Here is a 13,225-nt window from a genome sequence, read left to right on the forward strand (position 1 = left end):
TGATTGTGTGTAGTCATTGTGTCGTTGTGTGGTGTAAATAGCTTCAAATACTATTTATATTATAAATACTTTAAATTGATAAAAAGTGCAACCTTTTACTCAAGTTTGAGTAGCTTTTAATTACTATATTTTTTCTTTTTGTTTTCTTTAAATTAACATCAAAACATTGAGTTTGTTATGAAAATGCGTAAATAATAGTCTGGTTATATACTTCACCAGGTAATAAATTAGCTTTTGGAAAATTTTCACGGTTTGGAGCATCAGGCCAATTTTGCGCTTCTAAGCATAGCGCTTGGCGTGCTTTAAAAGGTAAATCAACAAAATTAGCCGTGTAAAGCTGCATACCAGGCTGGGTACTAAACAGTGCTAAATTAATATTGGTAAGTGTAGATGTTAATTTAGCCATTGCCTTAAGTTTGTTGTCATTTTTGTATACATAACAATGATCAAACCCAAAACCTGCGTCTAACTGTGGATGATTTTGTGACAGTGCACCACCCACTGGTTTAGCCTGTGTAAAGTCAAAGCAACTATTTTTAACAGCAGCTGCCTCTTCAAATGGAATACTGTTGTCATCAATAGGTAAGTAATGCGTAGCGTTAACTTGCAATAAATGATTAGTGATAGTATCGCTGCCTTCAAGATTGAAATAGCAATGATTGGTAAGGTTTACGAGGGTTTCTTTATCGCACGTAGCTTTAAAGCATAATGCTAATTGACCGTTAGTTGCAGTAATCGTTTGCCACACTTCTAATTGACCAGGAAAACCCTCCTCGCCATCTTCGGCGCAATAGTAAAGCTCAACCTCATTCTCGCTTTGCTGAATAACTTGCCAAAGTGCCTTATTAAAGCCCTTTACGCCGCCATGCAAACTATTAGAACCGTTGTTTTTTTCTAACTGATACGGCGTACCTGATAAGCTAAAATGCCCCTCGGCAATACGATTAGCATATCGACCAACGGTAGCGCCTAAATAAAATGGGTTTTCAAGATAGTAATGCGGATCGCCTACGCTAAGTGTCATTTCTTGATTTTTAAATTTAATACTTTTTATTATTGCGCCAAATGGCAAAATCTCAGCTGTTAAATTTTCACCATCACTAAGTTGAATAACCTGTAAAGGTTCATTATTGGCAACAGATATCACGCACATTCTCCAATCAAATACCGAACTAACATTACCTGCTATAACGGTGCAACAATATATATTATAAATAGTATATAACTAGCACTTGTAACTCAATCTAAATGCGTTAAAAAAATCACGACAAAAATTTACAGCTGCCATTATTTATTTACACAAGGCGAGTAAATTAAATACTTATTGTTTTTAACCCCCTAAAAATCACACCTAATTAACTAACACGTCAAAATAAATAAAAAGATAAATATAATTATATACTTAAAAAAATCCAACCAATCGACATATGTTAAAGTTTTATTAAACCACTCTTTTATTTGGAAAATTACCACTCTTACTTTGTTTAGTTGATGTCTGCACCATTTAATCCAGCTTAATCGCTGCGTGTGCACTTTGTTTTTAGTATTTATAAACATTAACTGAGAGAAGAAAGGAATTATGATCCCATTTAAACTTAATAAACTGAGCATATTAGTTGGCGCTGTATCTGGCACATTCATATTAGCAAGTAGCCCTATACATGCTGCTCAAAGTGATAAAGTTCAGCAAGAAATGGAAGCGATCACGGTAACAGGCTACCGTTCTAACCTAGCCCGTAGTAAAGAACTCAAAAAAAATGCCATTGGCTCGCAAGACAGCATACTCGCTGAAGATATTGGCGAATTCCCTGATGCTAACTTAGCAGAGTCACTACAGCGTGTACCAGGCGTATCTATTTCGCGTGACTCAGGTGAAGGTCGTCAAATATCGCTACGTGGATTGGGTCCTAATTTTACACGCACACGCTTAAATGGCATGGAAGCACTTTTTACAAGCGATTCAGGTATTGACCAACGTGGTGGTGCATCTCGCTCTCGAGATTTTGATTTCAGTATTTTTGCCTCAGAACTATTTAATCGCGTAGATGTTTATAAGTCGTATGATGCGTCATTAGATGAAGGGGGTATTGCCGGTACTGTTGATTTACATACTGCAAAACCTTTTGATAATTCTGAAGAAGGGCTACAAGGTGCTGTAAGTGTAAAAGGTATTTATAATGATAGAACAGAGCATTCAGACCCTCGCTTTGCTGGTTTGTTATCAAATACTTGGGGGAATTTTGGTGCGCTCGTATCGGTTGCTTATTCTGAAGTAGATACAATTGAAGAAGGCTATCATGTGTGGTCTTGGAAACAAGCGAGCTTTGGTGATGATAATGTTGCAGATTCAGTTGATAGCGATATCAAAAACCGTTTAGTCAATGCCACGGGCAATGACCGTGTGTTTGTATCTCGCGCTAATAACATTGCATCTTGGGCTAATACACGAAAACGTACCGGTATTACCGCTGCATTTCAGTGGCAACCTTCTGATGCAATGTCTTTTGATTTAGATATTTTATACGGAAAGCTATCTAACGATCGCATTGAAAATCAATTATCAACAGCGGGCACAAACGCATTTACTGGCGATGTGACGGCAAATCAGTTACTCGTTGATGCAGCCATTGAAGGTGACGATTTAGTATACGCCTCATTTGAAGGTATTGATTTACGTACCGAGTCAAAAGTAAGTTTTGGCGAAACTGATTTTCATCAAATATCACTCAGTGGCAATTTTGAATTAACCAATAAACTCTACATGACAACCATGTTTGGTTTATCAAAATCTACTTTTGAGCAACCTATAAACGATAAAGTTTTTAGTGAATCTGTCGATCATGCGTTTTCTGTTGATTGGCGCAATGCTAAATATGGTCAAAATACTTACGACTTCGATATTACCGACATCGACCAGTGGGCATTAATGCGAACTGATGTCCGCGAAGATGAAATAAGCAATGAATACAACACGTATCAAGTTGATTTTAATTACGAACTTAATGATGTGCATTCATTTAAGTTTGGTCTTCAGTCTAAAAACTATCAATCAGATGGTTTTGAACGCAGAGACCGTGTTGATTGGGAAAATGACCCAAATTCACCTGAAGCTGTTTTTCAACTAACTAATATTCCAATTTTACATGACTATGTTATTGCAAATAACCAAGCAACTTTTGAGCGTGTTGTTGCAACAGGTTTAATTTCTCGCGAGTTAGACGCCTCTCATAATCGCCCTGGTACTGTATATCAAATTGAAGAAGATACTATTGGGGTTTATGCACAGTATGTATGGAACACCGAAATAAGTAACTTCCCAATTAGAGGTAACTTAGGTTTACGTTGGTATGAAACTGAACAAACATCGAGCGGGGAAGTTAATACTGGAACAGGTTTTGAGAAAATTGAATTTAGTAAAACCTATTCCGATTTACTACCAAGCTTAAATGTTGTTGCTGATATTTCTGATAATTGGTTAGTACGCTTTGGTGCAAATCGCAATATTTCTCGACCAAATTTAGATCAACTAAAAGCCGCAGGACAAGTGGGTGTTGCAGATCAATTTATTAGTGCTGGTAACCCTAACTTAGAGCGCTTTGTTGCTGATTCATTCGAAACATCATTTGAGTTTTATGGTGATTCGTCAAGCTTAGCTATTGCAGTGTTCCATAAAGATATGGAGTCATTTATTGTCCAGCAATCAGTGACCCTACCTTATGAGCAAACGGGTTACCCTCTAGAGTTTTTAGATTTTGACCCGCGCGTAAATGCGCAATCTGAGTTTACCGTTTCACAACCTATTAATGGTGATTCTACAGATGTTACTGGTTTAGAAATTGCGTTTCAAATGGACTTTGATTTTTTACCAGAGCCATTTAATTACTTAGGAATGCTCGGTAATGTAACCATTGCAGATGGCGAAACTATTTTATTTAACGAAGGTGAACGCATCAGCGTTACCCCTCCTGGCTTATCTGAATTGTCTCACAATTTTACCCTTTATTATGAAACGCCGCGTTGGGGCATGCGTGTATCGAGCTCTTATCGTGATGAGTACATTACAGGGGAAGGCTCAGAGCAAAACATTGTTGCCGGATATGATGAAACAACGTTTGTTGATTTTAAATCGTTTATGAATATTACAGAGCAAGTAAAAATAACCTTTGAAGCGACGAACTTAACCGATGAAGCAATTCGACAATTCCTCGATCACAGAACTCAATCCTACTCACAAAGTGGCCGCAATTTTGCGTTAGGTATGTCGTATAAATTTTAGCTCTCACCTCTTAACTGGCTGCTTTTGCAGCCAGTAACTTTAAGGAAAAAAGTTATGCAAAAATACACTGTTTCATTACTCATTAATTTATTATTGCTTTTAATTTGCTGCCCATCAATTGCTGCAAATGACACATTTACTTTAGGTGTTATTGCCGATTGCCAATATGCAGAACAAGCCAATAAAGGTACTCGACACTACACATCTTGCCCTCAAAAGTTCAGCGCTGCGGTTGAGCAATTTAATCAACACCCTTTATCGGGTGTATTACATTTAGGCGACTTTATCGACCGTGAATTTAAAAGTTTTACCCCGTTAAATACAATATCATCGTCGCTTAATACTCCCCTTTATCATGTATTAGGAAACCATGAATTCTCGGTAGATGATAAGTTTAAAATGCGCATAACTAACACTTTAAATATGCCATCGCGCTACTACAGTTTTGAAATAAATAATTGGCTCTTTATTGCCTTAGATGGCAACGATGTGAGCACTTACGCATGGCCTAAAAATAGTAAAAAACATCAACAAAATATGACCTTGTTTAACTCTCAATATAAAGGGCACGAAGATTGGAATGGCGCAATTGGTTTAAAACAGCTTAAGTGGTTAGAAAAAAAGCTAAAATTAGCGCAACTAAAAGAACAACCTGTTGTACTACTGAGTCACTTCCCTATCTTTCCTGAAAACAACCATAACCTATGGAACGAGCAAGAAGTGCTAACCCTTATTAGCCAGTATTCAACCGTAAAAGCATGGTTTAATGGTCATAACCATGTAGGTAATTACGCAAAAAAAGACGGCATTCACTTTGTGACTTTTCATGCGATGCTTGATACCGATACAACTGCATTTAGCACTCTTGAATTTTCGCCAACCCAACTTAAAATTAATGGTCAAGGGAGGCAGCCTTCAATGGTTCTTCCCATTAAATAACCGCAATAAAATAAGATAACCTATGGCTCTATATGATAATGCGTACAAGAAGAGGATTAGCGTGGCTAGGGAACTTAGTCACGCATTCTTGGCACTTATGTAGCTATGCAATTGCTCAATAGCACTTTGCATTTGGCGGCTTATATCACCTAGGCTAAACCCTGTTGCCACTTTAATTTGTTGATATGTTTCACCATGAATACGGCTACGTACTATAAGGTCTCGCTGCTTATCTGTAAGCGTATTCATCGCATCTGAAATATATTCAATTCGTAAATTCATGCTACATAGATCCTCAGGGCTACCTTTTGTACATAGTGGTTCATCAATATTATCGAGGGTGTCGTCTAAAAAATGTTGGGTATTTTTAAAACGAGAACGATAATTTAAACCAATGTTAATAGCTGAACGAAGCAGATAAGCTTTCGGAAACTCTATTTTATCAATATGCTGGTGCGACAACATATTACTAAATGCCTCCTGCACTAAATCTTCATGGTCGCTAAGGCTTGCCCCAAAAAAATCACGGACTCTACGGTTTAGTTCACTATTGTGCTCGGTATATAACTTTTCAAAAAATGATTCGATAATCATAAAATAGCTTTAACAACCTCTTAGTTCAAAAAGTAAAAACAACTGTATTAGTCGTTATATTTAAGAGGATTAATCTAGCATTCAATTATGCTAAGAATATGACAAACCAAGCGTTTGTCACTAAAAGGTCATTTATTAGCTAAGTTATGACTCAGCAGTAATATGCTCATTAAGCGCTGCTTTTTCGTCAATGCTAAGCGCTTGCTTTGATTTAGCAATAAAATCGTACCTCACCATCACGGCTTTGCCTATCGCACAGCATTTATCGTGTTGCCATGCTTCTTGCCTAATCGTAAAAGAGCTAGTGCCTATATGCTCTACAGAGGTTTTAACTGTCACCTCGTGACCATAAAATAACTCACCTACAAACGACACCTCTATTTTAGCTATGATCAGTTTCCAGTCTTGTGGATTTAAGTCAGGTGTAAAAAATTTAAAAATAGGTCCACGCGCGACTTCAAACCATACGGGGAGTACGGTATTGTTAATATGTCCAAGCGCATCAGTTTCACTAAAGCGCGGCATCACTTTTTCAATAAACATAATAATCCTTATAAAAGGTTACTCATGACGGACTTTATTCGCGTATACGATAATGCGCTAAGCAATGATTTTTGCGATAACTTTATTTCCACATTCGCGCAAAGCCCACATGTAAAACAAGGGGTGACATCGGGCGGTGTCGATTTAAAGAAAAAAGACAGCCACGATTTACATTTAAATAATCATCCCGAATATGCCCAGCAATTAAAACATATACAACAAACAACTGCACAGCATGTTTTTAACTATATTGAAGAACATATTTTTATGATGATTGGGGCGTTTGGCTTAAAAGTTTATCACCCAAAAACAGGCGACGTTGTCGACTTAACTCAAGATAACTTTGATGAAGTAGGCAGACCACAACTACCTGTTTTAGTGCAGCAAATTTTTAGACTTGGCAATATTCAAGCGCAAAAATACGAAGTAAATAAAGGTGGTTACCCTTACTGGCACAGTGAGGTTTATCCGCAGCTACAACATAATGAAGCTTTGCATCGCGTGTTGTTATTTATGTTTTATTTAAACGATGTAGAAGAAGGTGGTGAAACTGAATTTTACTATCAAAATCGTAAAATCGCACCTAAAAAAGGCACTATGGTAATAGCCCCAGGCTACTTTACACATACTCATAGAGGTAATAAGCCAGTATCAAACGATAAGTATATTTTAACATCGTGGGTGTTGTTTAATCGTGCAGAACAAATATATGGTGCGCCAAAGAGTTAACGCACCAAAACGATATGATTAACCTAACAGCTCATCAAATAAATCAAATAACTGATCAAGCTCTTTAATGGTGTTGTAGTGCATACAACCAATGCGCACTACACCGCCTTTATCAAGCACATCTAATTGCTTGCACAAACCTTGGGCATAAAAATTACCATCCCACACACAAATATGCTGCTTACCTAAAAATTCTGAAACGGCGCGTGGCTCAAGCCCTTCAAAAATTAAAGCAAAAGTAGGTGTACGCTCATTTAAGCGATCAAAGTCATCAATACCAAACAGCTTAATGCGTGGGTAGTTTACCAAGCGCGTTAAAAAGTGCTCACTAAGCGCCATTTCGTGTTGTTTAGTTTTAGCAAAAGCAACACTTAGCTTTTCGCGGCGTGAATGGCTATCGTCAAGTTCGCTAATTGCTGCAATGTAATCAACAGCCGCGATAAAGCCCGCCATTGCCTCAAAGCTTTGTGTGCCGGTTTCCCAACGACCTGGTGCTACGTCTTTAGCTGGCTCAACTTTATAAGGTGTAAACCCGTCTAAATGTTCTTTTTTACCGTAAACCATACCTAAATGCGGGCCAAAAAACTTATATGCAGAGCAGGCTAAAAAGTCGCAATCAAGTGCTTGCACGTCTACAAGTTCGTGCGGTGCATAATGTACGGCATCAACATAAACAAGTGCGCCTACAGCGTGAGCAAGCTCTACAATACGTTTAATATTATTAATTGAACCTGTGGTATTTGAAGCGTAAGTTACCGCTACAAGCTTAGTGTTGCTGTTTAATAAGCTTTCAAACTGCGCCATATCTAAGCTGCAATCTGCTTCGTTAATAAGCGCTGTATTTACCTTTACGCCTTTATCTTCTGCGGCTTGTTGCCACGACGATACATTTGAGAAATGATCGGCATTGGTTACAATTATTTCATCGCCAGCCTGCCAGTCACGTGAAATTGCACGGCTAAAGCTAAATGTTAGGCTGGTCATGTTTGGACCAAACACAATTTGTTGTGAGCTAGGTGCATTAAGTAAATCAGCGGCAGCTTGACGCGCATTCGCCATCAACTCAACCGTTTTATCACTAGAAAAAAACGCGCCACCTAAGTTTGAATTATAATGACCTAAATAAGCTGTCATCGCATTAAGCACCGATATTGGCACTTGCGAGCCACCTGGTCCGTCTAAAAATACGGGCGATTTACCATCAACGTTTTGCATTAATGCAGGAAACTGCTCACGTAATTGCGTTATGTTCATGCTTATTCCTTAAGACGTTAATACAAAACAATCCAGGTAACCTGGTTTGCTAGCATCAATTTTGTTCATAGGTGTTGCGTTATGCCACACTTGACGGTCATTTATTAATGCAAACATGCCGTCTTTTATTTCCATTTTAAAACAAGGCTCAGCTTGCTTGTTTTCGTATACAAGTAGCTCGCCGCCTTCTAAGTTCTCGTGAGAAACACCACATATACATACATGATCAAAACCATCTTGATGCACGCCTTCTGGCGCTGCCGGCGTATCGCTGTTAATTGCAAGCATACGGAACTGATGAATTTCAATATCACGCTGCTCATCAATACTCGTAAGTTGGCGAAACTCATTTACAATGCTTTTCATGCCTTCTGACTCAAGTAAACTTTGCTCTAGGTTTTCGTAAGTACGCTCTACATTACCTTGAAAAGTATTAATTGAATCGTCTTGAACAAATGCTTTGGTTTGTTGTAACTTTATTTCACCATTTTGCATTTTAACTACTGAGTAACGACGTTTACGAAAGGCACCATCTGCATATGGATTTGCAGGCAGGTTATCAAAAGAAGGCTTAACCAAATCAATATTTGCTTGGTTAACAAAACGTAGTTGCAGTAAATTCTGGTTGTTTAATGCTGTCATAAAATCTCGCCTAAAATAATGAGAATATTGATGAGGATTTTAATGCATTTTGATAGGAATTTTTGCGCGATTAATTACTTTAAAAGCAACTTAAGATTAGATTTAATACAATAATATAAAAAAAGAAGCATGAACTATCTAATATTTATTTTAGCCAATAAAAAACCCGCCTAAGCGGGTTTTTAAACAAACTCTAAAAATTATACAGCTTGTTGAATAATCACGTTGTCTGCTTTTTTAGTGTAAGCAGGCATACGGTGGAAGTTCAAGTAACGGTATGTATCTGACGCCGTTGCATTGATCTTCGCAGCATATTCTTGGTACTCAGCAACTGTTGGTAATTTACCAATGATTGCAGCAATTGCAGCAAGCTCAGATGATGCTAAGAATACGTTTGCGCCATTACCTAAACGGTTAGGGAAGTTACGTGTAGAGGTAGACACAACCGTTGCTTTATCTGCAACACGTGCTTGGTTACCCATACATAGTGAACAACCTGGAGTTTCGATACGTGCGCCAACACGACCAAAAATACCATAGTAACCTTCTTCTGTAAGTTGGTCTTTGTCCATCTTAGTAGGTGGAGCAACCCAAAGCTGAGTCGGAAGTTGACCTTTAAAGCCATCAAGTAACTTACCAGCAGCACGGAAGTGACCAATGTTAGTCATACAAGAACCGATGAATACTTCATCAATTTTCTCGCCAGCAACATCAGAAAGAAGACGCGCATCATCTGGGTCATTTGGAGCACAAAGAACAGGTTCTTTAATCTCAGCTAAATCAATTTCAACGATATGCTTGTACTCTGCATCAGCGTCAGCTTCCATTAGTTCTGGGTTAGCTAACCAATCTTGCATTGCAGTAATACGACGTTCAATCGTACGTACATCGCCGTAACCTTCAGAAATCATCCACTTAAGCATAACAATATTTGATTCTAGGTATTCAGAGATAGACTCTTTAGATAACTTAACAGTACAACCTGCTGCCGAACGCTCTGCAGATGCATCTGATAATTCAAACGCTTGCTCAACAGTTAGGTGCTCAACGCCTTCAATTTCTAGTACGCGACCAGAGAATTCGTTAATTTTACCTTTTTTCTCAACTGTTAATAAACCTTGTTTGATACCGTAGTAAGGGATTGCATGAACAAGGTCACGTAGAGTGATACCTGGTTGCATTTCGCCTTTAAAACGAACCAAAATAGATTCAGGCATATCAAGTGGCATAACACCGGTTGCTGCTGCGAATGCTACTGCACCCGAACCTGCTGGGAATGAAATACCTAATGGGAAACGTGTATGTGAATCACCACCAGTACCTACGGTATCTGGTAATAACATACGGTTTAACCACGAGTGAATAATACCATCACCTGGACGAAGTGAAACACCGCCACGGTTCATGATGAAATCAGGAAGCGTATGGTGAGTGCTTACATCGATAGGCTTAGGATAAGCTGATGTATGACAGAAAGACTGCATTGTTAAATCTGCAGAGAAACCTAAACATGCTAGATCTTTAAGTTCATCACGTGTCATAGGACCTGTTGTATCTTGCGAACCAACAGTTGTCATTTTAGGCTCACAGTACTGACCTGGGCGAATACCTGCAACGTTACAAGCTTTACCAACCATTTTTTGCGCTAGTGTGAAGCCTTTATCAGAAACTTCTGTTGCTGTTGGTACTTTAAATGTATCAGTTGCGCCTAAGCCAAGAGATGTACGGGCTTTATCAGTCAAACCACGACCAATGATTAGTGGAATACGACCACCAGCACGAACTTCATCTAAAATCACATCAGATTTAAGCTCAAAAGTAGAAATCACTTTATCAGTACCATGTTGCTTAACAACACCTTCGTACGGATAAATGTCGATTTGCTCGCCCATGTTGAGTTCATCAACATTTAATTCGATTGGTAATGCGCCTGAATCTTCCATTGTGTTGAAGAAGATTGGAGCAATTTTATTACCTAAACATACACCGCCAACACGCTTGTTTGGTACGAATGGGATATCATCGCCCATAAACCAAAGTACAGAGTTAGTTGCAGACTTACGAGAAGAACCCGTACCAACAACATCACCTACGTAAGCAAGTGGTAAACCTTTAGTTTTTAATTCTTCAATCTGAGTAATTGGACCTACTTCGCCCGCTTTATCAGGTGTAATACCATCGCGTTCAATTTTTAGCATTGCTAAAGCATGAAGTGGGATATCTGGACGAGACCATGCATCTGGTGCAGGAGACAAGTCATCAGTATTTGTTTCGCCAGTTACTTTAAATACAGTAACTGAGATCTTTTCAGCAACAGCTGGCTTATTAGTAAACCATTCTGCATTTGCCCAAGACTCAATAATTTGCTTAGCAAATGTATTACCGGCTTTTGCTTTTTCTTCTACATCGTAGAACGCATCAAACATAAGTAATGTATTTGAAAGGCCTTTAACTACGATTGGTGCAAGTGTTTCGTCATCAAGCAGGTCAATCATTGGTGCGATATTGTAGCCACCAAGCATTGTGCCTAACAATTCTGCCGCTTTTTCTTTAGAAACAAGTGGAGAATTAGCTTCACCTTTAGATACAGCGGCTAAGAAGCCCGCTTTAATATAAGCAGCATCATCAACACCTGCTGGTATACGTTGAATGAACAAATCTAAAATGAATTCTTCTTCACCTGCAGGTGGAGTTTTTATTAATTCAATAAGATCAGCAGTTTGCTGAGCATCTAATGGCGCTGGTACGATACCTAACGCGGCACGTTCTTCTACGTGTTTACGATATTCTTGTAGCACAATATTGCCCTCTTGGTGACGTGAAAGTATCCGGTAGCGCTTCAAGCGCAACATATTACCCAATACTTATAGTATTCTAACGCGTAATTATAAAGCTTTTATGGATAGATGAAAATCCATCCAGTTACGCAACTGATTATACCGATTATAAATACTATGAATAGTGGTTGTAGTAAAAACTATTTTCATGAATACTTATTAAGTAAGAATCATTACCATTAACCAATGTTAATTTATTACAAGCATAAAAAACCCAGCACTTGGCTGGGTTTTTATTACAAACTATTTAATTAACGTAAAACTTTAACGTTTTTGATAGATTTGATATGCGCTTCTACACGACGGTTTTCTGCGTTTGCAGCTTTAGTGTTTGCATCATTTTTAAGACGCTCTTCACCTAAACCAGCTGTAGTAATGCGGTTTTTAGCAACACCAGTTTCAACTAATTGTTGAGCAACTGCGTCAGCACGTTTTTTAGATAACCATTTGTTGTAAGATGCTTTACCTACTGAAGAAGTGTGACCTTCTAAAAGTACTGTTGTATCTGGGTACTCTTTTAAGAAAGCAGATACTTTTTCAATATCATCTAAATACTGAGTAGATACAGCTGAAGCATTGTTAGGGAAAGTCACTAATAAGCTTACAGTTACTTCTTTATCTTCATATAAAGTACAACCATTACCATCAACAGCATCTGTCATTGGTGTGTTAGGACAGTTATCGTCTACATCAGCAATGTTATCGTTGTCGCTATCTGCTGGAGTTACTGGCACTTCAACAACAGTAGGTTGTGGAGCTGGTTCAACAGGCTTTTCTGGCATAGAATTTTGACCAAATAAGTAGTTGATACCTAATTTAGCGCCTACGTCAGTGTAACCACGGTCAAGACCTTGGTATACAGATGTTTCAGCGTTAACAAATAAACCGTCTGTAATGAAATGTTGGTAACCAACACCTGCATTTAGGAAAGTATTATCTGTAGCTACTTGCATTTCCTTAACACCGAATAAACCGTAGAAAGGACCGCCACCAAAGTGGTAAAGTGCATCAACACCAAAACGCTCGCCTTCTTCATCATCGCGGTTACCATTTGGAAATGGTGCTGCTAAAAATGCGTTGAAATCCATATCTGCATACTCAAGACGACCACTCCAGTAATCACTGAAACGGTAACCTACTTCAGCACCCCAGCTTGCAGACTCATTAACTTCTAGGTCTTGGTGCAAGTTTAAGTTTTTCCAAGATGCGTCGTAGTAGTCACCAAACACACCAATGTAATAACCTGGTTCTTTATCTGCAGCGAATGTAGATGCACTAGTTGCAGCTAGCGCGATTGCAATTGTAAGTGATTTTAATTTCATTGTTTTCTTCCCATTTTTAACAACTAATAAATTGTAGCTAATGAACTCTAGCTCAACCAGTTTTGTACAGACTACCTGAGCTTTTGTTA

General features: G+C 38.4%; 10 protein-coding genes. 3 read left to right on the forward strand and 7 right to left on the reverse strand.

The window, feature by feature from the left end; all coding sequences use genetic code 11:
- Nucleotides 1-175: 175 nt before the first annotated feature.
- Nucleotides 176-1,147, reverse strand: a complete 972-nt coding sequence (locus GQR56_RS05050) for an aldose epimerase family protein (RefSeq protein ID WP_166109364.1) — start codon at nucleotides 1,145-1,147, stop codon at nucleotides 176-178.
- A gap of 432 nt (nucleotides 1,148-1,579) precedes the next feature.
- Between GQR56_RS05050 and GQR56_RS05055 the strand changes: the two genes are divergently transcribed.
- Together GQR56_RS05055 and GQR56_RS05060 are read left to right on the forward strand one after the other, a co-directional pair.
- On the forward strand, nucleotides 1,580-4,276 hold the full coding sequence (locus GQR56_RS05055; RefSeq protein ID WP_166109365.1) for a TonB-dependent receptor: 2,697 nt from the start codon (nucleotides 1,580-1,582) through the stop codon (nucleotides 4,274-4,276).
- Nucleotides 4,277-4,330: 54 nt separating this feature from the next.
- Nucleotides 4,331-5,215 (forward strand): metallophosphoesterase, encoded by an 885-nt coding sequence (locus GQR56_RS05060; RefSeq protein WP_166109366.1) that lies wholly within the window; start codon nucleotides 4,331-4,333, stop codon nucleotides 5,213-5,215.
- Nucleotides 5,216-5,293: 78 nt separating this feature from the next.
- On the opposite strand, the gene GQR56_RS05065 is transcribed toward GQR56_RS05060, so the two are convergent.
- Both GQR56_RS05065 and GQR56_RS05070 read right to left on the reverse strand, forming a co-directional pair.
- Complete coding sequence (locus GQR56_RS05065; RefSeq protein ID WP_166109367.1) at nucleotides 5,294-5,809, reverse strand: sigma-70 family RNA polymerase sigma factor; 516 nt, start codon at nucleotides 5,807-5,809, stop codon at nucleotides 5,294-5,296.
- A 144-nt stretch (nucleotides 5,810-5,953) separates the two neighbouring features.
- Complete coding sequence (locus GQR56_RS05070) at nucleotides 5,954-6,352, reverse strand: acyl-CoA thioesterase (protein ID WP_166109368.1); 399 nt, start codon at nucleotides 6,350-6,352, stop codon at nucleotides 5,954-5,956.
- A 24-nt stretch (nucleotides 6,353-6,376) separates the two neighbouring features.
- Between GQR56_RS05070 and GQR56_RS05075 the strand changes: the two genes are divergently transcribed.
- Nucleotides 6,377-7,081 carry a 2OG-Fe(II) oxygenase gene (locus GQR56_RS05075; RefSeq protein ID WP_024610403.1) on the forward strand — a complete coding sequence of 235 codons (705 nt, stop codon included), beginning with the start codon at nucleotides 6,377-6,379 and terminating at the stop codon, nucleotides 7,079-7,081.
- An 18-nt stretch (nucleotides 7,082-7,099) separates the two neighbouring features.
- On the opposite strand, the gene GQR56_RS05080 is transcribed toward GQR56_RS05075, so the two are convergent.
- From GQR56_RS05080 to GQR56_RS05095, 4 genes are all read right to left on the reverse strand, one after another.
- Complete coding sequence (locus GQR56_RS05080) at nucleotides 7,100-8,335, reverse strand: cysteine desulfurase-like protein (protein ID WP_166109369.1); 1,236 nt, start codon at nucleotides 8,333-8,335, stop codon at nucleotides 7,100-7,102.
- A 9-nt stretch (nucleotides 8,336-8,344) separates the two neighbouring features.
- On the reverse strand, nucleotides 8,345-8,977 hold the full coding sequence (locus GQR56_RS05085; protein WP_166109370.1) for a 2OG-Fe dioxygenase family protein: 633 nt from the start codon (nucleotides 8,975-8,977) through the stop codon (nucleotides 8,345-8,347).
- 200 nt (nucleotides 8,978-9,177) lie between these two features.
- The gene (gene acnB, locus GQR56_RS05090; protein ID WP_166109371.1) at nucleotides 9,178-11,775 is read right to left on the reverse strand and encodes a bifunctional aconitate hydratase 2/2-methylisocitrate dehydratase; all 2,598 of its coding nucleotides are present in this window, start codon (nucleotides 11,773-11,775) and stop codon (nucleotides 9,178-9,180) included.
- Between the two features lie 290 nt (nucleotides 11,776-12,065).
- Nucleotides 12,066-13,136 (reverse strand): OmpA family protein, encoded by a 1,071-nt coding sequence (locus GQR56_RS05095; protein ID WP_024610401.1) that lies wholly within the window; start codon nucleotides 13,134-13,136, stop codon nucleotides 12,066-12,068.
- Between the last annotated feature and the right edge of the window lie 89 nt (nucleotides 13,137-13,225).

Origin of the sequence: Pseudoalteromonas sp. Z9A5 (genome assembly GCF_011378875.1) — a bacterium.
Taxonomy (GTDB): Bacteria; Pseudomonadota; Gammaproteobacteria; order Enterobacterales; family Alteromonadaceae; genus Pseudoalteromonas.